The 23470-nt window shown below is 43.2% G+C and carries 27 protein-coding genes; 17 read left to right on the top strand and 10 right to left on the bottom strand.

Annotation, left to right across the window (positions count from 1 at the left end):
- Window positions 1–41 precede the first annotated feature (41 nt).
- The 12 genes from ACQEXT_RS07710 to ACQEXT_RS07655 all read left to right on the top strand — a co-directional run bounded on the left by ACQEXT_RS07710 (window position 42) and on the right by ACQEXT_RS07655 (window position 10573).
- The gene (locus ACQEXT_RS07710) at window positions 42–407 is read left to right on the top strand and encodes a late competence development ComFB family protein (RefSeq protein WP_269378459.1); all 366 of its coding nucleotides are present in this window, start codon (window positions 42–44) and stop codon (window positions 405–407) included.
- An 18-nt stretch (window positions 408–425) separates the two neighbouring features.
- Window positions 426–704, top strand: a complete 279-nt coding sequence (locus ACQEXT_RS07705; RefSeq protein ID WP_138970611.1) for an HlyU family transcriptional regulator — start codon at window positions 426–428, stop codon at window positions 702–704.
- 301 nt (window positions 705–1005) lie between these two features.
- Entirely contained in the window at window positions 1006–2556 is a 1551-nt protein-coding gene (locus tag ACQEXT_RS07700) for a Re/Si-specific NAD(P)(+) transhydrogenase subunit alpha (RefSeq protein WP_138970610.1), read from the top strand.
- 13 nt (window positions 2557–2569) lie between these two features.
- On the top strand, window positions 2570–3946 hold the full coding sequence (pntB, locus tag ACQEXT_RS07695) for a Re/Si-specific NAD(P)(+) transhydrogenase subunit beta (protein WP_426951356.1): 1377 nt from the start codon (window positions 2570–2572) through the stop codon (window positions 3944–3946).
- A 139-nt stretch (window positions 3947–4085) separates the two neighbouring features.
- Complete coding sequence (gene vxrA, locus ACQEXT_RS07690) at window positions 4086–5549, top strand: sensor histidine kinase VxrA (protein WP_171052117.1); 1464 nt, start codon at window positions 4086–4088, stop codon at window positions 5547–5549.
- On the top strand, window positions 5524–6183 hold the full coding sequence (gene vxrB, locus ACQEXT_RS07685; protein ID WP_138970607.1) for a response regulator transcription factor VxrB: 660 nt from the start codon (window positions 5524–5526) through the stop codon (window positions 6181–6183). Before vxrA ends, vxrB begins: the two co-directional genes overlap by 26 nt.
- Window positions 6183–7064: a DUF2861 family protein gene (locus ACQEXT_RS07680; RefSeq protein ID WP_426951354.1), complete on the top strand. Its 882-nt coding sequence runs from the start codon at window positions 6183–6185 to the stop codon at window positions 7062–7064. Before vxrB ends, ACQEXT_RS07680 begins: the two co-directional genes overlap by 1 nt.
- A 59-nt stretch (window positions 7065–7123) precedes the next feature.
- Complete coding sequence (locus ACQEXT_RS07675; RefSeq protein WP_426951353.1) at window positions 7124–8332, top strand: conjugal transfer protein TraF; 1209 nt, start codon at window positions 7124–7126, stop codon at window positions 8330–8332.
- Window positions 8333–8412: 80 nt separating this feature from the next.
- Window positions 8413–8559, top strand: coding sequence for a YoaH family protein (locus ACQEXT_RS07670; RefSeq protein ID WP_006880120.1), 147 nt, complete (start codon window positions 8413–8415; stop codon window positions 8557–8559).
- 525 nt (window positions 8560–9084) lie between these two features.
- Window positions 9085–9495: a hypothetical protein gene (locus ACQEXT_RS07665; protein ID WP_138971501.1), complete on the top strand. Its 411-nt coding sequence runs from the start codon at window positions 9085–9087 to the stop codon at window positions 9493–9495.
- Between the two features lie 97 nt (window positions 9496–9592).
- Window positions 9593–10045, top strand: coding sequence for a hypothetical protein (locus ACQEXT_RS07660; protein ID WP_426951351.1), 453 nt, complete (start codon window positions 9593–9595; stop codon window positions 10043–10045).
- A gap of 162 nt (window positions 10046–10207) precedes the next feature.
- A complete protein-coding gene (locus ACQEXT_RS07655; protein ID WP_426951349.1) occupies window positions 10208–10573 on the top strand; it encodes a regulator in 366 nt (121 codons plus the stop codon).
- A 221-nt stretch (window positions 10574–10794) separates the two neighbouring features.
- Here ACQEXT_RS07655 and ACQEXT_RS07650 read toward each other — a convergent pair whose 3' ends face one another.
- Window positions 10795–11046: a hypothetical protein gene (locus ACQEXT_RS07650; RefSeq protein ID WP_426951348.1), complete on the bottom strand. Its 252-nt coding sequence runs from the start codon at window positions 11044–11046 to the stop codon at window positions 10795–10797.
- Window positions 11047–11259: 213 nt separating this feature from the next.
- Window positions 11260–12135 (bottom strand): hypothetical protein, encoded by an 876-nt coding sequence (locus ACQEXT_RS07645; RefSeq protein ID WP_426951347.1) that lies wholly within the window; start codon window positions 12133–12135, stop codon window positions 11260–11262.
- A 702-nt stretch (window positions 12136–12837) separates the two neighbouring features.
- Between ACQEXT_RS07645 and ACQEXT_RS07640 the strand changes: the two genes are divergently transcribed.
- On the top strand, window positions 12838–13377 hold the full coding sequence (locus tag ACQEXT_RS07640; protein WP_426951346.1) for a hypothetical protein: 540 nt from the start codon (window positions 12838–12840) through the stop codon (window positions 13375–13377).
- Window positions 13378–13776: 399 nt separating this feature from the next.
- Here the strand turns inward: ACQEXT_RS07640 and ACQEXT_RS07635 are convergent, their stop codons facing one another.
- Both ACQEXT_RS07635 and ACQEXT_RS07630 read right to left on the bottom strand, forming a co-directional pair.
- The gene (locus tag ACQEXT_RS07635) at window positions 13777–14136 is read right to left on the bottom strand and encodes a MotA/TolQ/ExbB proton channel family protein (protein WP_426951345.1); all 360 of its coding nucleotides are present in this window, start codon (window positions 14134–14136) and stop codon (window positions 13777–13779) included.
- A 4-nt stretch (window positions 14137–14140) separates the two neighbouring features.
- Window positions 14141–14434, bottom strand: coding sequence for a hypothetical protein (locus ACQEXT_RS07630; protein WP_426951344.1), 294 nt, complete (start codon window positions 14432–14434; stop codon window positions 14141–14143).
- A 344-nt stretch (window positions 14435–14778) separates the two neighbouring features.
- Between ACQEXT_RS07630 and ACQEXT_RS07625 the strand changes: the two genes are divergently transcribed.
- Window positions 14779–15033 carry a type II toxin-antitoxin system Phd/YefM family antitoxin gene (locus tag ACQEXT_RS07625; RefSeq protein ID WP_138971495.1) on the top strand — a complete coding sequence of 85 codons (255 nt, stop codon included), beginning with the start codon at window positions 14779–14781 and terminating at the stop codon, window positions 15031–15033.
- A complete protein-coding gene (locus ACQEXT_RS07620; RefSeq protein ID WP_426951343.1) occupies window positions 15026–15295 on the top strand; it encodes a Txe/YoeB family addiction module toxin in 270 nt (89 codons plus the stop codon). Before ACQEXT_RS07625 ends, ACQEXT_RS07620 begins: the two co-directional genes overlap by 8 nt.
- On the opposite strand, the gene ACQEXT_RS07615 is transcribed toward ACQEXT_RS07620, so the two are convergent.
- From ACQEXT_RS07615 to ACQEXT_RS07605, 3 genes are all read right to left on the bottom strand, one after another.
- Window positions 15209–15724: a helix-turn-helix domain-containing protein gene (locus ACQEXT_RS07615; RefSeq protein WP_426951342.1), complete on the bottom strand. Its 516-nt coding sequence runs from the start codon at window positions 15722–15724 to the stop codon at window positions 15209–15211. The genes ACQEXT_RS07620 and ACQEXT_RS07615 overlap by 87 nt on opposite strands.
- Window positions 15725–16159: 435 nt before the next feature.
- A complete protein-coding gene (gene yciH, locus ACQEXT_RS07610; RefSeq protein ID WP_138971493.1) occupies window positions 16160–16471 on the bottom strand; it encodes a stress response translation initiation inhibitor YciH in 312 nt (103 codons plus the stop codon).
- A gap of 1 nt (window position 16472) precedes the next feature.
- Window positions 16473–16850, bottom strand: a complete 378-nt coding sequence (locus ACQEXT_RS07605; RefSeq protein WP_426951389.1) for a DUF3319 domain-containing protein — start codon at window positions 16848–16850, stop codon at window positions 16473–16475.
- A 99-nt stretch (window positions 16851–16949) separates the two neighbouring features.
- Between ACQEXT_RS07605 and ACQEXT_RS07600 the strand changes: the two genes are divergently transcribed.
- A complete protein-coding gene (locus ACQEXT_RS07600; protein ID WP_426951340.1) occupies window positions 16950–17906 on the top strand; it encodes a tyrosine-type recombinase/integrase in 957 nt (318 codons plus the stop codon).
- Here ACQEXT_RS07600 and ACQEXT_RS07595 read toward each other — a convergent pair.
- Together ACQEXT_RS07595 and ACQEXT_RS07590 are read right to left on the bottom strand one after the other, a co-directional pair.
- Complete coding sequence (locus ACQEXT_RS07595) at window positions 17903–18895, bottom strand: D-alanine--D-alanine ligase (protein WP_331416612.1); 993 nt, start codon at window positions 18893–18895, stop codon at window positions 17903–17905. The two genes, ACQEXT_RS07600 and ACQEXT_RS07595, sit on opposite strands and share 4 nt — an antisense overlap.
- 155 nt (window positions 18896–19050) lie before the next feature.
- Window positions 19051–19602, bottom strand: coding sequence for an SPOR domain-containing protein (locus ACQEXT_RS07590; RefSeq protein WP_138971490.1), 552 nt, complete (start codon window positions 19600–19602; stop codon window positions 19051–19053).
- Window positions 19603–19821: 219 nt separating this feature from the next.
- Here ACQEXT_RS07590 and ACQEXT_RS07585 point away from each other — a divergent pair, with 219 nt between their 5' ends.
- On the top strand, window positions 19822–22506 hold the full coding sequence (locus ACQEXT_RS07585; RefSeq protein WP_426951338.1) for a bifunctional acetate--CoA ligase family protein/GNAT family N-acetyltransferase: 2685 nt from the start codon (window positions 19822–19824) through the stop codon (window positions 22504–22506).
- Between the two features lie 30 nt (window positions 22507–22536).
- On the opposite strand, the gene ACQEXT_RS07580 is transcribed toward ACQEXT_RS07585, so the two are convergent.
- On the bottom strand, window positions 22537–23433 hold the full coding sequence (locus ACQEXT_RS07580; RefSeq protein ID WP_426951336.1) for a LysR family transcriptional regulator: 897 nt from the start codon (window positions 23431–23433) through the stop codon (window positions 22537–22539).
- Window positions 23434–23470: the final 37 nt, after the last annotated feature.

Genomic DNA, 23470 nt, shown 5'->3' with positions numbered 1-23470 from the left:
GCAATGTTAGGATAGGTAACTCTTAAAGGGAGTTGAGTTATATGCAGATTAGTGTTGACGTACATAACTATATGGAAACCTTGGTCGGGCAAGTTTTAGCCCAGCCAGATTATATTGAAAACTTTGATCATGAGCAGTTGGCTGATCTAGCGTGCTTAGCATTGAGTCAATTGAGGCCTGTATATATTCGCCATGACATCGATTTTTTGTCTGCGTTGCCTGAAGAACGTTTAGTTACCTTAAAGCAATACGCGACAGTGGCTGTTGAAGCCGCCAAGACAATGATTGTTGACGACCGACGTAAAAATAGGAAAGATGAAGTGCCTGTAGTATTCAGCAAGCAGGTATTTGATGATGACATTGAACTTGAGTGGTTCGAAAAACCACTTTTGCACAAGGCGAAGTAATTAACCAAGGAGTAGTGTGTGGGACTTTTTTCTCGCTTGTTTGGGGGCCAGAAAGCGCAACCAGAAGTTGCCGTAGAACCTGTTGAATATAAGGGTTATTTGATCTATCAAGAAGCACAGTCAGAGGGTGGTCAATACCGGATAGCAGGGCGAATCACCAAGCAGTTTGGTGAAGAGATAAAATCACACCGTTTTATTCGCTCGGACGTTTTGCCAACTGCGAACGATGCCAACGAATTTATGTTGAAGAAAGCGCAAATGTTCATTGATCAAATGGGCGACAACATTTTCCAATAAGATCCTATCGCAAATTGATAAGCATCATAAACTTGAGAGTCATTAGTCGTTATGCTGATGGCTCTTTTTAGTATTTAGATGCTACATAATCGGTTGTTTTAACGGTAATTTTTCCCAACTGGTTAGACCTTTTCTGACCTAATCTGTGGCATATTGCTGAACGATCTAACCAGCTGGTTTATTCATTCCCAACGGTTATATGTAATGATATTTTGTGTTTTTGTTACAAAATGCTTGAAGTATCTAAATTCGTTGGATAAAAACAGAACAATCATTGTTGCTGATAGTCAAGGAATAGCTAATGCAAATTGGTGTGCCAAAAGAAATACTCGCGGGTGAAACGCGAGTGGCTGCCTCGCCGAAATCGGTCGAGCAGTTATTAAAATTAGGCTTCGAAGTTAACGTAGAGGCTGGGGCAGGTGAACTCGCGAGTTTCGATGACGCTTCTTTTGAAGCGGCGGGAGCGAAAATCGTATCTACCGAGCAGGTTTGGGAGTCGGATTTGATCTTAAAGGTCAATGCGCCTCTTGCAGATGAAAAGAATGATGAAATTGCACTGCTAAAAGATGGTGCAAGCTTAATCAGTTTTATCTGGCCAGCACAGAACCCGGAGTTAATGGAAAAGCTTTCAAGCAAAAATATTAACGTAATGGCGATGGACGCTGTGCCGCGTATCTCAAGAGCACAAGCCCTTGATGCGCTGTCTTCCATGGCGAACATTGCTGGTTATCGTGCGGTCGTTGAAGCTGCGCATGAGTTTGGTCGATTCTTTACCGGTCAGATTACTGCCGCAGGTAAGGTTCCACCAGCGAAAGTACTCGTTGCGGGGGCGGGTGTTGCTGGTCTTGCGGCTATCGGTGCGGCTGGCAGTCTCGGTGCGATTGTACGTGCTTTTGATGTTCGTCCTGAAGTTAAAGAGCAAGTCCAATCAATGGGTGCTGAGTTCCTAGAAGTCGACTTTAAAGAGGACTCGGGATCTGGCGATGGTTACGCCAAAGAAATGTCGGATGAGTTCAACAAGAAAGCGGCTGAACTTTACGCTGAACAGGCGAAAGATGTTGATATCATCATTACTACAGCGCTCATTCCTGGTCGTCCTGCACCTAAGCTAATTACCAAAGAGATGGTAGATAGCATGAAAGCAGGTAGTGTGATCGTCGACTTAGCGGCAGCTAACGGTGGTAACTGTGAATACACGGTTGCAGACAAAGTCATCACAACAGCAAATGGCGTTAAGGTCGTAGGCTACACCGATATGGTCGGTCGTCTTCCTACCCAGTCTTCGCAACTTTACGCGACCAACATCGTAAACCTGCTTAAACTGCTGGCTAAAGAAAAAGATGGCAACATTAACATCGATTTTGAAGATGTTGTACTTCGTGGTGTCACCGTTATTAAGGAAGGTGAAGTTACTTGGCCTGCACCACCAATCCAAGTTTCAGCGCAACCTGAGCAAAAAGCAGCGCAACCGAAAGCGAAACCACAACCTAAAGTCGAAGAGCCAGTTTCACCAGTTAAGAAAATGGCAGGCTTAGTTGCTGCGGTAGGTGCATTTGCTTGGATCGCGTCTGTCGCTCCAGCGGCGTTTCTATCTCACTTTACCGTGTTCGTACTTGCGTGCGTAGTAGGTTACTACGTGGTCTGGAATGTTACCCATGCACTCCACACTCCGCTTATGTCAGTAACAAATGCGATTTCCGGTATTATCGTTGTTGGCGCATTACTGCAAATCGGTCAGGGCAATGGTGTCGTATCATTCCTGTCGTTTATCGCAGTACTGATAGCGAGTATCAACATCTTCGGTGGATTCACCGTTACCAAGCGCATGCTTGAAATGTTCCGTAAAGATTAAGGAGTAACAGGGAATGTCTGCAGGATTAGTACAAGCAGCTTATATTGTTGCTGCATTATTCTTTATTTTGAGCTTAGCCGGATTGTCTAAGCAGGAGTCTGCGAGATCAGGGAACTACTATGGTATCGCAGGTATGACGATCGCGTTGATCGCGACGATCTTTGGTCCAGACTCTCAAGGTCTAGTTTGGATCATCATCGCTATGGTAATTGGTGGTGGCATTGGTATCCATTTCGCGAAGAAAGTAGAAATGACCGAGATGCCAGAATTGGTTGCGATTCTACATAGCTTTGTCGGTATGGCAGCGGTTCTTGTTGGTTTTAACAGCTATCTTGATGCACCGGAGTCAGCAACTCACGCAGAGCATGTCATTCACCTTGTGGAAGTCTTCCTCGGTGTGTTCATTGGTGCGGTGACCTTTACAGGTTCGGTGGTTGCGTTTGGTAAGCTACGTGGCATTATCTCATCTTCGCCACTAAATCTACCGCATAAACACAAAATGAATCTTGCCGCGATTGTTGTTTCAGCGTTGCTTTTGGTTCATTTCGTTAATGCTGATGGCAGCATGTTTGCGCTTATCGTGATGACTCTAATTGCGTTTGCATTTGGTTATCACTTGGTCGCTTCAATCGGTGGTGCCGATATGCCAGTTGTTGTTTCAATGCTGAACTCTTACTCAGGTTGGGCAGCAGCGGCAGCGGGCTTTATGTTAGCGAACGACCTTTTGATCGTAACAGGTGCGCTTGTTGGCTCTTCGGGTGCCATTCTGTCTTACATCATGTGTAAAGCAATGAACCGTTCATTTATCAGCGTTATTGCTGGTGGCTTCGGTCAAGAAGTGGTTATCTCTTCCGATGAAGAGCAGGGCGAACACCGTGAAACGTCGGCTGAAGAAGTGGCGGATATGCTGAAGAATTCGAAGTCAGTTATTATCACTCCAGGATATGGTATGGCGGTAGCACAAGCGCAGTACCCAGTACATGAAATCACTGAGAAGCTACGTGCGCAAGGCGTTGAAGTTCGCTTTGGTATCCACCCAGTTGCAGGTCGTCTGCCTGGTCATATGAACGTGTTACTTGCCGAAGCTAAAGTACCTTACGACATCGTGTTAGAGATGGACGAAATCAATGACGACTTCCCTCAAACCGATACAGTATTGGTGATTGGTGCAAACGATACGGTTAACCCTGCTGCGCTTGAAGATCCAAACAGCCCGATTGCAGGCATGCCTGTGCTGGAAGTATGGAATGCGCAAAATGTTATCGTATTCAAACGCTCTATGAACACAGGTTATGCAGGCGTTCAAAACCCGCTGTTCTTCAAAGAAAATACCCAGATGTTGTTTGGTGATGCGAAAGAGAGCGTAGACGCAATCTCTAAAGCACTATAAGCTCAATACTTCAATATAAAAGCCAGCAATATGCTGGCTTTTGTTATTTATGAGCATTATTTCTGACATGGATATCACATTTCGATTTTGTATTTTTGTCATAATGTTTTACTCTAAATCTAACCTACTGATTTATTGAATTTTTGCATTGATAAAGACGATACTAAAAGCAGCGATAATTGGCCTGATACTACAGTCAGGTGGCGTATACGCTGAGTCGCTGCCAGAGCGCATTGACAGATTTGTGGATCTATTTGATGAGTCGCAGGCGACGGTGTCTTACGATATTCGTAGTTTGCAGTCTGACTATCCCACACGTTTGCTCACGCCTGAATCTATGCTGCCTCAGACCGCCACGTATCCGCTGCGAGATGTTCAACGTCTCTATAACCTTGCACAAAACTGTACAGGTAAACTTCCACTTAGCCCTTTAATCACCGAACCACTGGTGTTTACGAGAGCGATGTGTAAGGGAACTCAGTTGAGCGAAAAATGGTTTGCTCGCAGTGCGTTGATTCATCCGGGCGGCGGCACATATGCTAGTCGTTATGTGTTAGGGCATCCTGACCAGTTGGAGAATTTACAACAGTACATGCATATTCAGGAGCGCGAACTCGCTCCGGATACGACCTTGCTGGGGCGTTTACAGCGAATGAACGAAGATGCCGTCCTTGCTTTGATTTCTGGTTCGAGCATGTTCGTTGAGCGTAATGAGCTATGGTTACGCCAAAATGATAATTATCTCGTGTTTCCGGAGAGCGTATGGCGAAAGAACATCGAAACAGCAGGGGTTACATTTAATTTAAGAGACTCGAGCGCAAGCTGTTTTGTTCAACGCGGTAATTTGTGTTGGGAAGTTGAAGATCACTCTGATCTTTTACGCATTAGTATGGTGGTTTTAGTCATTGCCAACATTTTGTTGGTGATGGGCTGGTCTGTTTATCGCTGGAATACCAAACGACAAGAGATGAAGAGCAGAATGCTCATTTTGCAAATTCTGACTCATGAGCTGCGTACACCGATCGCCAGTTTGTCGTTAACGGTCGAAGGCTTTCGCCGTGAATTTGAAAAGCTACCCGAAACTGTCTACGACGAGTTTCGCCGCCTATGTGAAGATTCACGACGTTTACGTCAGCTTGCTGAAGCGAGTAAAGATTACTTGCAATCTGATAACAAACCTCTTGCAACAGACTGGGTACCATCGGTTGGAGAGTGGTTAGAATTTAAAGTTGAAGAAGAGTTTAATAGCAACGTCAAATTTGTCATAAACCAAGACGTGGCGGCCAAACTCAATGTATATTGGTTAGGAACCTGTATAGACAATTTAATACGCAATGCGGTTAAGTATGGTGTTGCACCTGTTGTTGTCGATGTGACAACAGCGAAACAAAAAATTACGGTTAAAGTGATGGATCAGGGCGAGTTGTCTGCTAAAGATTGGCGTCAACTTCGAAAGCCGTTTGTAAGTAAAAGTGGCCTAGGATTAGGCTTAACCATCGTAGAATCTATGGTTGGAAGGATGGGCGGAAAAATGTCGCTAGTTGGTCCACCAACAACGTTTATTTTGGAGATACCTTGTGAAACAGACACTGCTTCTCGTTGAAGATGACAAAAACTTAGCTGATGGCCTGCTAGTCAGCCTTGAACAAGCGGGATACGAATGTTTCCACTCAGAAACAATTGCTGACGTCACTCAGTACTGGGAAAAAGCGGATCTTGTCATCCTTGATCGTCAGTTACCTGATGGTGACTCAGTTGACCACCTTGTAGAGTGGAAAAAGCTGAAAGATGTACCTGTTATCCTACTGACTGCACTAGTGACGGTTAAAGACAAAGTGATGGGTTTAGACGCAGGTGCGAACGATTATTTGACCAAACCTTTTGCCGAAGCGGAATTATTTGCCCGTATTCGAGCGCAACTGCGTGCACCTGAAGGGGATTCTTTCGACGACACTAAAGTGGTTACAGAGCATCTGATCATCGATAAGGCAACTCGTGAAGTTTTCTACCGAGACGAATCGATTACGTTAACGCGTACTGAGTTCGATTTGCTGCTCTTTTTGGCAAGCAATCTAGGCCGAGTGTTTACCCGTGACGAACTACTAGACCATGTTTGGGGATACAATCATTTCCCAACAACTCGTACTGTAGACACTCACGTGTTGCAGCTGCGCCAAAAGTTACCAGGTTTAGAGATTGAAACGCTTCGTGGCGTTGGATACAAAATGAAAGCCTAATGGTTAAACCAAGCCTATTACTCGGTGCACTATTGGTCAGTGCACCGCTTTCAGCCCTACAAGTACCTTGGTTCGAAAGCAATTCACCATTAACACAGGCGCATAAGCATCTGCTTAATGACGATCTTCCGTCTATGTTTTCGTCTCTAGTAGAAGTTTGGCAACTGGAACAGAATCGCTCTATCACACCTCATCTAAATGACCTTTTACTTCAGTCACTAGAAATAGATTGTGGTAAAACACTCGACAACAAATCGTTACCTCAGTGGATCAACAATGTCATCGTACGTCGGACAGATATTCAAAGTCCTGGCCGTGATGCATACCGTGCTATCGTAGAGGTCGAAGCCAGTAAAGAGATCAAAGACATTTCTTTAACGCGTTGGGTGTCTAAGCCAATTTCGACAGACAATACTTTTACGGAAGCAACCCCAAAAGACAACGAAGTCGGAACTAAGATCTACACCAAACGATACAATCTAAATAGTCGCGTCACCATGGGATTATATCGAATTGATGTCACCGCCGCAGATCAGACATCTTGGAGTTCGTGGCTAATTCTAGGGGAACCGAAAATGTCAGTCTCAGTGCGCTGGAATGCAAAAGCCCAATGGAAAGTAGAGCGTAACGCTTTACTCAATCCACATTGCCCACTGCCTAAACTGGATACATCGGTCTATGACTACGTCGATGGCAATTATGTTCGTGTTTGGGGACAAACCGTTGATGCAGATTATCCAACCTCACTCGGCAACATTGGTATCGAGCCAGGACGCTATGTTTTAGCGGTCGCAATTAACCATCAACGCTGGCAAGGGCCAATAATTGTTGAACAATCACAAATAATTAGCAAAACGTATGATGTTTCAGTAGAGGAATAATTAAAGTTGATAGACAATAGGTCGCTATAAACACATGGAATAAAAAAGTTTATACCGATATGAAAAAACAACTAACACTCTTATCGTTGTCTATCGCTTTGGCTTCGGGAACGGCTTTGGCAGCTAACTACGCGATTGAAGCTCGCGGAGATGCAATGGGTGGCGTTGGCGTTGTCTCGGCAAATTTTCTAACTGCTCCTTTCTACAACCCAGCACTCACTGCAATATATCGTCGTAATGATGACGTTGGCATGATCACACCAAGTTTTGGTTTATCGTATAGCGATGAACATATGATGGTTGATGACCTCGACAAGGCCGCAGGCTTAATCGACCAAGCGATTGGTGGTGACTATTCAAACATATCAGAACTAGGAACGACCTTAAACGCCCTAGAAGGTGACATTGCAAAACTTGAATTTGGTGGTGTTGTTGCATTTGCAATACCAAACCGATATGTAGCAGCGAATGTGTTCGGCAAAGCCTATGCAGAGTCATTTGCGCAAACAGATATCTACAAAGGTGCTAACAGTGGTATCGACCCAGCACTTAATCCGGCCATAAATGCAGAACTAAGTGCAGTAAATGCTGTTGGTGTCGGGGTAACGGAAGTGGGTATTTCATTAGCTAAATATCAGACATTCTTAGGCCAACACATTTCATTCGGTATTACACCAAAGCTTCAGCGGATCTACACGTATGTATATTCAGCTAACTTGAACAACTACGACATTAAAGACATTCGCGATAACGGCACTGGTGAAACCATGTTCAATATGGACGCTGGTTTTCTTTGGTTTTATGGCCCGCTCAGAGTTGGTTTTGCTGCAACAAACTTAGTCTCTCGTGACATTAATACTCAGGAGTTGGCTGGTTCTTCCGTGACTTCTAAAATCGATGCCACGCAAAGCCGTACATTTGATCCTGTTAGTTACTCATACCAGATGAGACCACTTTATACCGTGGGTGTTGGATTGGTTGCTGATTACGCAACGATCAGTGTTGACTACGATTTAAATGAAGAAGAGCGCTACACCAATTTTAACGACAACACTCAGATGTTAAGAGTAGGTGGTGAGATTGACATCATGCGTCAGTTAAAACTCCGTGCAGGTTGGAATCGCAATCTGGCTTACGACAATCTAGATGACACGGTTACTGCTGGTATCGGTTTGTCTCCATTGAACCTATTCCAACTTGATATTGGCGCGAGTTACACCAACGAAAATTCAATGGGAGCCTACATTAACTTCCTGACAAGCTACTAACTAAATCGTTAGGGTAGGTCACTAGCCTTTCTCTGTAATTCGTACTATAGTCGGCTCCTAAAATATCAGGAGCCTTTTTTATGTTTGACGATTTGCCACCACTGACACACGAACAACAACAAAAAGCAGTCGAAGAAATTCAAAAACTAATGGCAGAGGGCATGAGCACAGCACAAGCGATTAAAGTTGTCGCTGAACAGATTCGAGAAAAAGCTGCCAAACAGTAATCGACGAGAAAATACTAAACATTATAAAGAGAGCAGGGAACTGCTCTTTTTTTATACCTGTCGAACCAATGCGCACTATAACTAAATCTTCATACCAACAAACAATAACAAAAATCCTCCAGTCCAACCTACTTAGCTCAATCAACTCAAAATTATCGATTTTGTAAGTCACTGAAAGTCTGCTCGGTAATGGCTAGTGATTATTGGTTGTTTAATTATTTCAATAACTTAGCGTGGTATTTTGTGCTATTGGCGATTACCAATAAACATGGCTTGTAATTAAATTACATAAATGAAAGTGCTGTGTGCAAGTGCTTACTGTCACCCAGTGTATTATTCTGCGGGGTTGCGGCGTAACGGTTCCCGTATCGTAATTTCATGGTATCGATATATGCTGTTTGTTTACTGAAGTTTGGTGTTGTGGTTTGAAAGTACTGAAAAAACGTCACACTAGTTGATGAATTGGATTCCATTTTGTGATGTCTCTGATAGGCTTAGAAATATAGTGAATCACAGGAACACATAATGAACCTACGAACTAAATTCAGCCTAGCCGCTGTTTTTTTGGCGATAACTGCCTCGCCAGTAATCGCGAAACAACAAGACGTTATCGCAGAGTCTATTGCTTTGCCCACGCTAGAGGTGGCGAAGCAAAAGCAACTTTCTTTGACCCTTCGAGGAGTAGAGTGCGGCAGCAGTGAGTATTTCGTCGATAATGAGAGTGTTAGTATTCTTGCGAATGGAACGCCCCTGGAGTTTGCAAGAACTTGTCATGGCGATATTCTGAGGTTTACGCCTGTTAGCCGCAGCGAAAACGATCTATTCGTCGAAATACTGCTTTCAAATCGCAATTTAAACCTACGTTATATGGCCGGCGCACGCTCATATGCGTACAACGATTGGCAATTAGCGCCGGTTAAGCAAGCTCTAAAATAGTGACACTGTAACAAAGTTGATAGGGTATTAGGGGTTAATTACCTTTTCTGGTTAGTCCCTAATCCATCGGGCGCAATATTGGCGTTACGGTGTAACCATGCATGGTAAGGCTAGCGCACATCATAATCTAAATAACATACAGAGAAAGGTGATTGCTGACATAGCTTTTGAACAATGGTTAGAGTCTCAGGGAAAAGAAAACCGCACGAATAACCCATATCCGGTCAACGATTGGCTGCTTTCTCTACCACGAGAAAAACAAGCTAGTGTTGTGGTTTATTTATATAGCTTGGCAGAGTCAAGATGCCTGGATTCTGAACGAGATAAGCTTATCGATACTCTTGAAAACGAAAATGAACAACACGCTTTAACTATGTTGAAAAAAGAAGGTTGGTTGAATATCCCTGTTTACGGAGAACTAGCCACAAGCAAACAAGATAAAGCGATAATTGAATTAACCGAAGACGATAAGAAAGCACTGACTCAACTTACTGAGCAACACTATTTGCCTTTTAACGGCATAGGTATGGGAGAATTACTCCATGACTAAACGACGAGCCCACATACGTGGGCTTTTTTGAGCGTCACACAAATTGGACCCACAAGCTCAATGCGCATTTATGTGTATGTTCAATGGAATTGGTATCACATTAATTTATGAATTAATAAACTCTTGCACTTTAGCGAGAGTAAATCATGAAGTATCACGAAAATGACCAAAAACTACTTTTTTCGTGAATTTGAGTGTGGATTGTCTGTAGAAGAAACAGCTGAGCTTTGTTTTAAAAGTGTGAGGACAGTCAAAGATTGGGATAGGGAAAGTGAAATTCCCAAAGAGTGCAAAAGGCTTATGCGAAACCAATCTCGCTTAGAACTAGGCCACTCAGAAGAGTGGCAAGGATTCAGAATGAATAACCAAAGACTTCAATTGCCAACAGGCCAGCTTGTAACACCACAACAAATTTTAGCCGGAATTGGTCTGTTAGAAATCAATTCGGAATTAGAGTTAAAAACTAGCACAAAGATACTTAAACTTGCGAGGATTATAGCTAAACTACTTAAAGAGGAAGTATTATAGGTACAAATTTACGTAACTCATTAACTAGACAGCGAGCAAAAGAAATGATGGTGAAATGCGATAGAGAATATGCAAGTTACAAAAAAGAGATATGTGAGCGCATTGAAAAGTGCATACGAAGAAGCGATGCAATAACCGTAAAGGCAAGAGCCTTTGTTCATCTGAGGAGAAAAGTTGCTTTAGTTAAAAGCCTCCATTGAGCCTAATATGGAGGCCGCCGTTTAGATAAGATCCCGCGATACGTCGAAGCTATTTTCCATTAGCGAGCTCTGGACAAGCCGGAGCTCACGTTTGATAACATCGCAGCGATCACAGAGGCTTTCGATATGATCAATATCGCCTCCTTCATCGAGAAGCTTCTCAACCTTATAGACTGTGTTATTCAAATCTTTTATAAGGAATTCTGCTCGCAGACATAGCTCATTATCTGATAAAAACGGGTTTTCATAAGGGTTACGCAATTGTGGAATCATAAAGATCTCCTATGTTGATTTAGTGGGTTTATGTTGGCTCAGTGGTTTACTTAAAGGCAATAAAGCGAAAGCTTAACCTCATAATAAACGTCTACTGAAACAATTAGACGACATTGCCTAAAACCCGCTAACAACTTGATTGATAACGCCTTAATCGACGACTCGCATTATCCAAATAATGACCAGATGTGCAATAGAATAATTATGAGTATATTATTTGCTAACAATTGAAGGATCTTTATACTTGCGAACGAAAATATAGTTAGTGCTACCACACCAGACTATTGGCTTTCCTTCACCATCACCACTAAAGTGGCAGTTTCCAGCTACCAAGACGTGTGCACCGAGAAGATCGTCCAAGTCATCTATCTCGAAATTTTCCATAAATTCTGTAACGATATCAGCGAATATTACTACAGACGCTGACTTATATTCAGAGCTTGAATTTAACCAGATTCTACCATCCTTAGTTTCTCCTATTGATGCAACAGGACCCCAGTAAAAATTGGTTTTTTCGTGATGCGCTACTTTGGTAATCTGATCGAAACCGATCACGATATCTCTAACATGACCTTTAAGCATCACCTCGTCACTGTTTCTGTAAAAAACAATATTGCTGTTAGAATTTCTAAAGTTTTTGCTTTTTACTAGGCGATGGAGAATACGACGAAGTGTGAATTGTTGAGATGAACGACGACTCTTGTCTTTCAGTACGTAACGTTTGCCTCCAGCTCCCAAACCTGCAAGAGGGCTCTTTGGCACTTGTGGGACTTCTAATGTCCCCCCTTGTTCCTGATCTAAGCGGACAATAATGTCATCCCCACTCTCAATCTCATCTACAGATTCGGTTGCATCGTCACGGTGTTCATCCGAAGAAATGTAGTTAATTTTTAATGTACATTCAGGGTCATGGTGAGCACAAAAGTGTGGTGGATGGCCATGGCGGCTTTCTCGACGATACCATGCGAATTCTCCGCACTCTACGCAAAGTAGGCTTCGTCTCTTCAATTCAATTTCGTCCTTGTTAAGTTCGCTAAATGTAGTAACTTCCCAAATGCTATCGTCCTGTGTACATCTCGCAAAATCCATTAGTTTCTCCTTATGTAATAAATCTGCAAAAGAGAATAGCATACTAATTGCATTGCATCTTTGATAGTATCAATTAAGGTTATTCAAGCTTAGACTTTCACCCCGTATTACTATACGGGGTTGACTCGCTAACGCTCAAACACTGGCGCACTGCGTTTGCGGAACGTAGGGAAGGGTAATCAATCTCGACACTCGATTGATTCTCTGCAAGCGATAGGAACGCCAACACTGCTATGCTCGCTGCTCAGTCTTCGCGACTGCGCATAGCGTGTTTGGCTTCTCTGGGTTGCAGTGGCATTAAGAGCCACTGGTGTGGTTAGTCTCTGCGAGACTGGAATCTAGCAGTGATGAGGTGTTTTTGTGGCTTCAGCGAGTGAGATATTGTCCCACAGTGATATGCGTTCATTAACACCAACCCTGACTTGAAGTGAATACAAGCGATTTGATAGGCTCGATGGACGTATACAACCGTTTGGATATTTAACGATGCCACAACCTTGTTACTTAACCATAGTAGGAACCAATCAAGGGTGATCGCCGTGATCCCGTTTTTTGATATTTTTCTAAAAGGTCAACCTCATGAAAAGCTGACGAATGTTGCTACGTATGACTGGGAGGGCTTTTCAAAAGTAATTGACATACAGAGAAAGGTGATTGCTGACATAGCTTTTGAACAATGGTTAGAGTCTCAGGGAAAAGAAAATGAATTTTGGAAATGTGTTTACCACGCTATGTAGTTTAGTCGCGCTTAGTTGTTCATTCGCTTATGCAGAAATTGAAATTCCAGATAATTTAAGCTTAAACACAGTTGAATCAAGGATTGCTTACGTCAATTACATTGTGAAATTTAGAGAGTGCAATGATAAAAAACTACGCAAGAACAATCCGTATCCAATTAATGATTGGTTGATATCTCTGCCAAAAGAAAAACAGAACAGTGTCCTTGTGTATCTGCATAGTTTAACTAGCTATAACTGTGTTTTAGGTGAACAAAATAAATTGATTCAAACCTTAGAACATAATGAGGAATCTCGAGCTTTGACAGTGCTTGAGCAAGAAGGATGGTTCGAGGCTCCTGTCTATGGCCACTCAGCCTTGAAGCATAAAAAGAAGTTCGAAGGTATAAAATTAACAAAAGAAGATGAACAAGCGCTAAAGCGACTTGTTGAACGAAACTATTTACCTTTCGATGGTATCGGCATGGGAGAATTGCTGATTAAGCTGAGAAGTGCCGACGACTAGTTATAGCAAAACCCACATACGTGGGCTTTTTTGTGCGTCACATTCAACGCACATTACAACTATTTAAAAGTTTTTTCTCATTAAATCTTTAGTTTATGCCTCTCTTATTTTTTGAGAGGTGTTCATGAAGTATCGCGATATGACCAATCTACAGCCAAACCAATAAAACCAACAATCACGGCAGAAGCCAAGGTAAAAAATACTGTAACTAAGCCAGTTTGTTTAGTGAGTTGTGGATTCATAGCTTTAAATGATAGTAAGTCAGTTAATAGTAAGTTTGGTAGATGTGTTGACTTTTGCTAAAACAGACTTTCACCCCGTATTACTATACGGGGTGAGCCTAGCTTCTGGCTGACATACAGACTTAACGCATAAAAATGGCCGCCAATGCGGCCACCGTTATTTTCTTAGAGACAACGGGATTATCAGCAAGATGATGAAGAGTGCGTAAAGAACAGGGAGCAATGATACTGCAATTCCTGCGAATACGGATTGAGCGTCAAATACGTTAGAAAAGGTCGCAATGATTCCCGCTGCTGTACCAAAACATCCCGATAGCAACGCAGTAACTGAGACCGACTTAAAAAGCTTGTCTTTGGAATAGAGAACACTACCAATAGTGACGACAAACGAAGGGACCAGGACGGTAATGAAAGATGTAACATCCACGTACATGTCGAACCCGGCGAGAGTTAACAGTGTCGTCACGACGTACAGGGTTGAAATGACATACAAACAATAAAAATACTTAAACTTCATGTTATTACCACCAATACCCATACATAATGCTATCCGGATCTCTAGGTAATCTCATCATAGAATCCCTATCTTTTAAATACCTATTCGTGAAATTACGTGCCCTTGCTCCAGAAGGTGGTAAATCAGCTATAGCATCTATCAATAATTTCATTTGTGGATCCGATAACGGCACCTTTGCATCTAAAGCACTGTGGAGAGCAGGAACTAGTACCTTATACAGACGATTTGCGTCAAGTTTACTAGACACGCGCCCATAGACTTTACCTAACGCTTCTAAGATTAAAGATTGTGCTGACATATGCACTCCAGTTCTCAAATAAAAACAGCATATCATGCAAACTGATGGGGCAAAAACTTGCTCGGCATATGGTTGGAGAAAAAGACTAGATTTCGGAACAAGGATCCACCATTGACAACATTCAAACACGGTAAAATATGCAGTCATCCACTCCTTGGTTTATGTTTTTATCCTTCTTTTTGTGAAGGAAGAGCTATGAAACAAATCAAAAGGAGCCGAAACCAAATATTCCGAGAATTGGTAGGGGTTTTAAGCATACTGTTAACTGCTAGATGTACTTTAAAGTGTACATGTCTAACGTGTAGGTTTATACTTGTTCTGTTAACTGTACATGTGGAGGTGCTATGAGAGTTGTCTCTTTTACTGAGGCTAGAAATGGTCTTAAAGCCGTGCTGGATGGTGTCGTGAACGACGCTGACACCACGGTCATCACGCGTCGTGATGCTGAAGATGCCGTTGTGATGTCTTTAGACTATTACAACAGTCTGATGGAAACCGTGCATTTGCTGCGTTCACCGCAAAATGCAGAGCATTTGAATCGTTCTATCGCACAGTATCGAGCGGGGAAAACAACCCAGCGAGATCTGATCGATGAGTAGTGAGCGCCGTTTATTGGCGTGGACCGATGAAGCCTGGGGGGATTATGTGTATTGGCAAGGCCAAGACAAGAAAACCCTCAAGCGCATCAACAAGCTCATTACCGATGTGAAACGCTCTGCGTTTGAAGGTATTGGTAAACCAGAGCCGTTAAAAGAGAACTTATCTGGATTCTGGTCACGCAGAATTGATGATACCAACCGACTGGTTTATGCCGTCGATGAACAAGCCATAACGATTATTTCGTGCCGTTACCATTATTGAGCCATCAATTTGGATCAGTTCACCTAAGCAGTCTCGGCGATAACGAGGTTGATAGATTCGAGGTTTTCGCTTGGAGTGCGGAACCCAGAGACCATCAGAGATCATCCATTGACGAAGCGTTTCCAAAGAGATATTAAATCCGTGAACCTCGGTAAGCTTTTCATGTACAAGCGTGGGGCCAAAATCTAGATAGTATTCTGAGATAAGTTTAAGTACGTGGAGCTTGGTGTCATCGCTGATGCGATTGCTCGAAGGTTTACCACGGTTACCATGAGCTAGGGATTCAACGCCAAATTCTTTAAAAGCTTTCAGTATGCGAGACAAGTGTCGGTAGCTTATCCCAAGAATGGATGTGGCATCTCGGCGCTTTAACTTATTGTTTAACACATCTCGGATAATGGAGAAGCGTTGCAATTCATGGTCGTTCATCGTAATTAACATCCTAAAACCTCCAAGCAAACATAGGACAGATTCACTTAGAAATATTAGGACATTATCGCTTTGGGTTCACAAGCTAAGTGCGTATTATGTATATTATGTTAAATGGCATGCATGATACAGCTAAGCCATTGCCCCGTTTGACTTACTCTACTGCGTTTATCGCCTAAGTTATTCAACATAATTGATTTACCATAAAATACCTAATAATCAGTAAGATAATCAAAGATTAATTTACTGATTATTAGGATCATTACTTATCTGTCGTTTATACGTTACTAGCGTGCCATCGTTTTTAATCGCGGCTAATGCATATTGATTTGAGTAAAACTGATGATAAAAACGGGTAACTAGTGAAAGGAAGGATGATTCATGAAAGTAAGTAGAGCAGCCAAACTGCTCTACAGAAGGAGGAATTGAGGCGAATTAACCACCCGCTAACTTTACGGTGTAGCCTCTTTTTTCGAGGAACACTTTGATTTTTTCGCGAGCGTCGCCTTGAATCTCAATTTTTCCATCCTTAATGGAACCACCACAGCCACAAACTTTTTTTAGCTCGGCGGCGAGTAGTTTTAACGGAGCATCGTCTAGGTCTAGACCCGTTACGATTGAAACCCCTTTTCCTTTGCGACCTTTAGTTTGGCGCTCGATTCGAACGATACCATCGCCCTTTTCTCTTTCGGGCTTTTGAACTTCTGGTGTGATACGACCAACGTCAGTACTATATACAAGAGTCATATTATTTCTTCTGTAGCTGTTCCGCTTTCTGTTTGGCCAGCAAGTATGCCTCTATATGCTTCTGAATAGCAAGTTTTCCGCCTTTGATTAGACGGCCATTGAAGAAGCAATACCATGAATTGGGTTCACCAGTATCATTCTTGATTGTAAAACCGTGGAAATTTTCTTGGGATGGTTTACCTGATCCTGCCTTTTTATTGGCGAGAGAACTAAACTCTTTTGGATCAATGATTGTTGCAGTGTCGCAAAACCAATCAATACTTTTCTTCACCGCCGCCATGCTTCCTGTCAGCAGATGATTTTTAATTTGAACTTGCCAAATATCTGTAGAGTTTCCAGCAGTTTTGAGGGTAAAGCCTCGATAAGTTGCAGCAGCCATAATCATTATTATCTTCTTATACAGTAAGTTTAATAATAATTGTAAATTGCTCATTTTCAAGTATATTTAGTACAAGTTTATTGGTTATAGTGCGTGATTATGAGGAAAACTGTTCGTGTCATCACAGATGAAGCATTAAAAAAGAACCTAGTTTTAAAGTTCTCTTCATGCGTTAGTTTAGACGATGTTGATGAGTTAACAGAAGGTAACTATGCACGTAACTCACTGTTAGCTATGCGCAAAGACTGGAACTTGTTTGTAGCATTCTGTGAAAATAAGCATGTATGTCCTCTACCTGCTTCTGCCACTGCGGTCAGGTTATTCCTAGAGAAAGAATCAACGTACCGAAAGCTAGCAACGATAAAACGCTACAGTGTAACAATGAGCCTTATACACCGAATTCTTGCAGACAGTGATCCAACCTCTAGCGTCGCTGTTAGAACGGTACTATCGCAACTTCGTATCAATAAGAAGCAAGATGCTAAATCTACGACACCTTTTACACGCTGGCATCTAGACGAGCTTGCCGAGAAGTTAGCCCACTCTACTCAGCTAAGCCATATTCGGAATCTCGCTATCTATTTTGTGATGTTTGAGTGTATGTTAAAGCGTTCAGAGTTAAAGAAGCTCAATTTCCAAGATTTAGATTGCGCGGAAGAAAATATAGGCGTGATCTTGGGTCAAAACCGGTATCCGTTATCATCTCAAGCAACGCAGTATATGAATAAGTGGCTGACATACCGAGGCCTTCATCAAGGTGCACTATTCAGCGCGATTGATAAACACGGTAATTTAAACAGCTCATCACTCGATGACTCTTCAATCTATCGCATACTGAGGGCTGCCAGCGATAAGCTGGGATTGGATCTACAGTTTTCGGGGCAGTCGCTTCGGGTGGGCGCTGTGGCAGAAATGGCCGATCAAGGTGTTAAAGTAAAAGAAATTCAACACTTTGGTCGATGGCAAAGTGCTGCTATGCCCTATCAATATCTTGGCAACAGGACACAAGCAGCTGCTGAACGGTTAGCTTTTAAAAGCTTCAAACCTTGGAATTAAAGTGAACGACGCACACAATCGGCTAAGAAATTAGCGAACTTATGGCCATTGTTTTCAAGCATTTTAGGGAACATCGAAATAGGCGTCATTCCCGGGAAAGTATTAACCTCATTTAAGTAGATATTACCTTCCGGAGTGAGGAAAAAGTCGATACGTGATAAATGTCTTAGTCGCATCTGAGTAAATACTTTTTCTGAGCTAGAGCGAATCATCTCGAGCTGTTGTGAAGTTAAGTTGGATGCTTCAACTTCTGTTTTTGAATGGCTTGAAGCGCTGTACTTCTCTTCGTAGGTGTAGAAAGCATCTTCCGGTGCAATGACTTCGCCTGGTTTAGAAATATAAAGCTTACCTTGATATTCATACGCTGCGACTTCAAGTTCACGAGGCTTAACTGCTTGTTCGACCAACACTTGATCAGAATAACTAAACGCGTCGTTAAGCGCCTGCGGTAACTGTTCGATATTAGTTACCTTGTAACAACCAACCGAAGATCCTTGGCGAGCCGCTTTAACAAATACGCTGCCCCACTTTTCAAATGCTTCCTTACTCGCTTGGAATGCTTGTTCATTATTATCTGATAAAAAGATGTAAGGTGTGTTTGGGATGCCTAGCGCGTCGTACCATAGTTTTGACGTGATTTTATTAAAGCTGTTCGAACTTGCTTCAGGGCCGCAACCTAAATACGGAATGCCAGCCAACTCTAACATAGATTGGATATCACCGGTCTCTCCAGGGAAGCCGTGGATGCACGGAACAATGAAATCAAGCTTAACCGAATCGTTATCCGTATTAATCGTTCCTGAGTTAGTGTCTAGATACGCAAGTTGACCGCTCTCGGTATACCATCCATCTGTTTTCATCTCGACACGAATAACCTTGAACTCTGGTGTAAGCTCGAGCTGAGATTGAATAAAGTTAGCGGAAACGAGTGACACTTCGTGCTCTGATGAGCCACCGCCACAAAGAAGTAGAATTGTCGTATTAGTCATTTAGTAGATCTTTCCGTGATACAACAGAGGGATTAGTTTAGCCATGATAATAAAAAGTACGCTAACTTACACGGTTTTAGGCCGTAAAAAGCAACAATAACGTTTGAATGACCATTAATTAAGCATGAAAAAAGGGGCTAGATGCCCCTTCTTGATTAATTTAGCTTGTTCAGTGTTGGATATTGCGAGTTCTTGATTTCGTCAATGCTCTTAACAAAAGGCTGAAGCGTACGGAATTCTTCAGGTAGTTCAGCTATTGCCGCTTTAGCATCGGTACGCGTTGCGTAATCACCGTAGAGCACAGTATACCATTTGGTACCGTTGACCACTTTATAGTTTTCCCAAATCGGCTGATTATCGCGAGGAAGTTTACGCGCAAAGTGATCCACTTTTGTTTGGGAACCTACCGCAACGACCTGAATCGTAAAACCATAGCGTGGGTTCATTGCTTGTTGTTTTGATGTCGGCGGGATAATTGCTACGGCTGGCTTAGTTTGTGGTTTAGTTTGAACCACTGGCTTCTCCATAGCCACGACATTGCTCTCAGTAATGTCTGCAGTCGCTCCTTGCTGTGTCACAACAGGCTGTTCAACCTTCGCTGCTTTGTATTCTTCACGATAGCTTTCTGAACTGACGTCAGTAACGTATTTGTTCGACACACATGCAGAAAGCACCATTGATAAGCCAACAATCGCAATTTTTTTCATGAAATTTTCAAATGCCTTAACTAGAAATTACTGTAAATCATGCCGTTAGATACGCTGAGAATCAACCCAACATTCTAATTATATATCAATACTCTGTGACATAAGGCACAAACTGAGCTGGAACCCAAGTGATCTGATTAAAACAACATCAAATCTTCCAAGCAATCGCAGCCAAGGTTAGATAGGATATTCTTCATCGCCCGCTTTGGAGCATCCGTAATGAGTCACTTGAATCATCTTTTGAAACCTCGTTCTGTTGCCGTTATCGGCGCGTCAATTAAGCCGATGCGCGCTGGCAATATCGTGATGAAAAATCTATTACATGGTGGATTTGAAGGTGCAATCATGCCTGTCACACCGAAATACTCATCGGTTTGTGGTGTACTCGCCTACCCCACGATAGATGATCTGCCAATCGTTCCTGATGTTGCGATTCTATGTACCCATGCGCGCTATAATCAGCGGCTTTTTGAGCAAATGGCGCACAAAAAGGTAAAAATGGTCATTGTTCTCTCGGCCGATATGCATTTTGCCAACGACGAGGGTGTGAGTATCCAAGATGCCTGTTTGGAAATAGCAAAACAGAGTGGCATGCGAATCTTAGGCCCTAACAGCCTTGGACTAATCTTACCTTGGGCCAATTTTAATGCTTCCTTTTCGCCCGTAACTGCCAAACAAGGCAAAATCGCTTTTATTTCTCAGTCTGCGGCTATGTGCACAACAATACTCGACTGGGCTAATGACAAAAACATCGGATTTTCAGCGTTCATTTCACTTGGTAATGCGCTTGATATTGATTTTGCAGCCTTACTCGATCATTTGAGTACCGACACGCATACAGAAGCAATCTTGCTTTATGTCGATACCATTAAAGATGCTCGGCGTTTTATGTCTGCCGCTCGTGCCGCATCACGCAACCGCAGGATCTTGGTGCTAAAAGGAGGAAAAACGTTAGCCGGACGTATCGCTGCAAGGGCGCATACTGGTGGCGACGATACGCTCGATATTATTTATGACTCAGCGATAAGACGTACTGGTATGCTACGAGTTAATAATTCGCACGAGTTATTCGCAGCGGTTGAAACTCTAACTCACTCTGTACCGCTACGGGGTGAACGTCTGGCCATTATCACTAATGGTGGTGGCCCCGCTATCATGGCGGTCGATACATTACTAGAGCGTGGCGGCCAACTTGCTGAGCTGTCTGAGGACACCATAGAGAAACTCAGCACGATCTTGCCAGCCAGTTGGAGCCATAACAACCCAATTGATATGGTCGGTGATTCCGATCATACCCGCTACGTTGATACTCTTAATGCGCTGATGGATACCGACTGTGCCGATGCGATCTTAATCATGCACAGTCCGTCCGCTGTCGCCCAATCTGAGCAAACCGCCCTCGCTTTAGTTGAGGCGATTAAATCCCATCCAAGGCATAAACGCTTTAACTTCCTCACTAATTGGTCAGGCGAACTCACCGCAAAACCAGCAAGAGATATTTTTACTCAGGCGGGCATTCCTACATACCGCACTCCTGAAAGCGCGGTGGTTGCATTTATGCACCTTGTGGAGTATAGGCGCAACCAAAAGCAGTTGATGGAAACTCCCACAACTGCTGAGCCAGTGCACGTGACCGAGATAAATGAAGCGAAAAAGTGGATTGAAGAAAAGTTACTGGACAAAAACACAGTATCTCTAGATACACACCAAATTGGGCCATTTTTACGCCACTTTAATTTTAACGTCCTGCCGACTTGGATAGCGTCTGATTCAAGCGAAGCCGTCCATGTCGCCGAGCAAATTGGCTACCCAGTTGCGGTCAAGCTTCGTTCTCCTGATATTGCACATAAGTCTGACGTTCAGGGGGTAATGCTCAATTTGCGTAACAGTGCCGAGGTAGCCAGTGCGGCTGAAGCCATACTCGATCGGACGAAGCTCTCGTACCCTTCAGCTAATATCCATGGTCTGTTAGTACAGGGGATGGCTAAACTGGCCGGCGGAGAAGAGATTCGAATTAAAGTTAAAACAGACGAAACCTTTGGTCCGGTCATTTTAATTGGTCAAGGCGGTTCTGAATGGGATGAGTCGATAGACGCAGCCAGTGCCCTTCCTCCGCTCAACATGGCACTCGCTCGCTATTTGATCATCCGAGCGATCAAAAATGGCAAGATTCGACCTCAGAAACTTCCAGAACCAATGGATATTCATGGATTGTCGGAGTTATTGGTAAGAATCTCTCAAATGGTGGTCGATTGCCCGCAAGTTCACGAACTGGATATACATCCAGTGCTGGCGAACGGTTCCAATTTTACCATCTTAGATGCAGACCTGATACTAGAGCGCTATGAAGGTGATGCTCAAGAGAGACTCGCTATCCGTCCTTATCCTGTCGAGTCGGAAGAACTCATCACCCTTAAAGATGGTGAAGAAGTATTACTACGACCAATACTTCCTGAAGATGAGCCCTATCATGCCGATTTTATTCACAACGTCTCTAAAGAAGATCTCTACAAGCGATTTTTCAGTGACGTCGGAGAGTTTAATCACGAGGCATTAGCAAACTTAACTCAAATCGATTACGACAGAGAGATGGCATTTGTAGCAGTCAGTCAGTCTCGTGAAGGTTGCCCTATTATCGGTGTTTCTCGCGCACTGATTAACCCAGAAAATACAGATGCTGAGTTCGCTATTTTGATTCGCTCAGATCTTAAAGGAAATGGTTTGGGCAAAGTACTGATGACCAAAGTGATAGAGTACTGCCGTAATAAAGGCACCAAGCAGATGTCTGGGATGACAATGCCAACCAACCGCGGCATGCTAATGCTGGCACAAAAACTCGGCTTTAAACTCGATGTTCAGTTTGAGGACGGCATCGCCGACATGGTGTTACCACTCAATGATTAATATCAAGGGAGCGATTCAGCTCCCTTTGTTTTACATCTTTGCGTTTGCTTTCCAGTGTTTCATTAAGTATTGAATACACCAAGATTTTGCTTCGCCTATCTTATTGCGTTTCCATGCGAGGATAATCTCGATCGGCTGTGATTCAACATCGGTAATTGCCTTGAGTTCACCGCGTTCAATCATCGCTGTCGCAAGGGCTTTAGGTAAAGTACCTATGCCTAAGCCAGCTTTGAGCGCGTCAACCTTGGCGGCGAAATTGGTCACCGTCAAACGCGGCTGTCTCTGGATAATATTCACACTGATCGCCGGTTGTTCACGAGCCGTATCAGCGATGGCGATGACGCGATATTTTTCACGCGCTTTGTCATCAAAATGGCCACTACGCTTGTGGACGTAATGATCCGTCGCAGCAACCCAAACCATTTCCATACTCCCAATCACTTCTGCTTTAACATCCTGAGGCAAGGTATCCATCTTTGGGCAAACGAGCAGATCGGCACGACCTGTATTGAGAGACTCCCAACAGCCCGCAAGGATCTCCTCTTGCAACTTGATACGAGTGGAGCTTACGTTGCCAAGGTCGTTGACCATTTGGAAAAAGTTATTAACCGGAATAATGCCATCATAGGCGAGAGTGATATCGAGCTCCCACCCGTTTGCAAGCACGCTAGCATCATTGACAAGTTTTTCTGTCGCCGCAAGTATCGTACGGCCGCGTTCAAGGATCAGTTTACCTGCTTCGGTGAAGTTCGCTTTATGACCAGAACGGTCAAAGATCATAATGTCGAGATCTTGTTCCAACTTTTGGATCTGGTAGCTCAGCGATGACGGGGCGCGGTCTAGCTCGTTGGCGGCAGCTGCAAAACTGCCTCGTCGTTCGATAGCATCTAGTATATGCAATGCTTCAAGTGTGATTGGACTTTGCATGTTGTTGTGAGTCGCCTTTAAACTTGTTACCGACAAA

Source organism: Vibrio sp. TRT 29B02, from assembly GCF_050113655.1.
GTDB lineage: Bacteria > Pseudomonadota > Gammaproteobacteria > Enterobacterales > Vibrionaceae > Vibrio.
Note: the sequence above shows the minus strand (reverse complement) of the source record. Positions and strands in the feature narration are given on the sequence as shown.

What these genes read in the sequence shown, in the direction of transcription:
- ACQEXT_RS07580 (WP_426951336.1), bottom strand. Translation starts at nt 23,433, where the DNA reads ATGCAAAGTCCAATCACACTTGAAGCATTGCATATACTAGATGCTATC.
- ACQEXT_RS07650 (WP_426951348.1), bottom strand. Translation starts at nt 11,046, where the DNA reads ATGATTCCACAATTGCGTAACCCTTATGAAAACCCGTTTTTATCAGAT.
- ACQEXT_RS07660 (WP_426951351.1), top strand. Translation starts at nt 9,593, where the DNA reads ATGCATGGTAAGGCTAGCGCACATCATAATCTAAATAACATACAGAGA.
- ACQEXT_RS07665 (WP_138971501.1), top strand. Translation starts at nt 9,085, where the DNA reads ATGAACCTACGAACTAAATTCAGCCTAGCCGCTGTTTTTTTGGCGATA.
- ACQEXT_RS07680 (WP_426951354.1), top strand. Translation starts at nt 6,183, where the DNA reads ATGGTTAAACCAAGCCTATTACTCGGTGCACTATTGGTCAGTGCACCG.
- ACQEXT_RS07675 (WP_426951353.1), top strand. Translation starts at nt 7,124, where the DNA reads ATGAAAAAACAACTAACACTCTTATCGTTGTCTATCGCTTTGGCTTCG.
- ACQEXT_RS07655 (WP_426951349.1), top strand. Translation starts at nt 10,208, where the DNA reads ATGACCAAAAACTACTTTTTTCGTGAATTTGAGTGTGGATTGTCTGTA.
- ACQEXT_RS07615 (WP_426951342.1), bottom strand. Translation starts at nt 15,724, where the DNA reads ATGAACGACCATGAATTGCAACGCTTCTCCATTATCCGAGATGTGTTA.
- ACQEXT_RS07620 (WP_426951343.1), top strand. Translation starts at nt 15,026, where the DNA reads ATGAGTAGTGAGCGCCGTTTATTGGCGTGGACCGATGAAGCCTGGGGG.
- ACQEXT_RS07585 (WP_426951338.1), top strand. Translation starts at nt 19,822, where the DNA reads ATGAGTCACTTGAATCATCTTTTGAAACCTCGTTCTGTTGCCGTTATC.
- ACQEXT_RS07700 (WP_138970610.1), top strand. Translation starts at nt 1,006, where the DNA reads ATGCAAATTGGTGTGCCAAAAGAAATACTCGCGGGTGAAACGCGAGTG.
- ACQEXT_RS07625 (WP_138971495.1), top strand. Translation starts at nt 14,779, where the DNA reads ATGAGAGTTGTCTCTTTTACTGAGGCTAGAAATGGTCTTAAAGCCGTG.
- ACQEXT_RS07635 (WP_426951345.1), bottom strand. Translation starts at nt 14,136, where the DNA reads ATGAAGTTTAAGTATTTTTATTGTTTGTATGTCATTTCAACCCTGTAC.
- ACQEXT_RS07590 (WP_138971490.1), bottom strand. Translation starts at nt 19,602, where the DNA reads ATGAAAAAAATTGCGATTGTTGGCTTATCAATGGTGCTTTCTGCATGT.
- yciH (WP_138971493.1), bottom strand. Translation starts at nt 16,471, where the DNA reads ATGACTCTTGTATATAGTACTGACGTTGGTCGTATCACACCAGAAGTT.
- pntB (WP_426951356.1), top strand. Translation starts at nt 2,570, where the DNA reads ATGTCTGCAGGATTAGTACAAGCAGCTTATATTGTTGCTGCATTATTC.
- ACQEXT_RS07640 (WP_426951346.1), top strand. Translation starts at nt 12,838, where the DNA reads ATGAATTTTGGAAATGTGTTTACCACGCTATGTAGTTTAGTCGCGCTT.
- ACQEXT_RS07605 (WP_426951389.1), bottom strand. Translation starts at nt 16,850, where the DNA reads ATGGCTGCTGCAACTTATCGAGGCTTTACCCTCAAAACTGCTGGAAAC.
- ACQEXT_RS07630 (WP_426951344.1), bottom strand. Translation starts at nt 14,434, where the DNA reads ATGTCAGCACAATCTTTAATCTTAGAAGCGTTAGGTAAAGTCTATGGG.
- ACQEXT_RS07670 (WP_006880120.1), top strand. Translation starts at nt 8,413, where the DNA reads ATGTTTGACGATTTGCCACCACTGACACACGAACAACAACAAAAAGCA.
- ACQEXT_RS07600 (WP_426951340.1), top strand. Translation starts at nt 16,950, where the DNA reads ATGAGGAAAACTGTTCGTGTCATCACAGATGAAGCATTAAAAAAGAAC.
- ACQEXT_RS07595 (WP_331416612.1), bottom strand. Translation starts at nt 18,895, where the DNA reads ATGACTAATACGACAATTCTACTTCTTTGTGGCGGTGGCTCATCAGAG.
- ACQEXT_RS07710 (WP_269378459.1), top strand. Translation starts at nt 42, where the DNA reads ATGCAGATTAGTGTTGACGTACATAACTATATGGAAACCTTGGTCGGG.
- ACQEXT_RS07645 (WP_426951347.1), bottom strand. Translation starts at nt 12,135, where the DNA reads ATGGATTTTGCGAGATGTACACAGGACGATAGCATTTGGGAAGTTACT.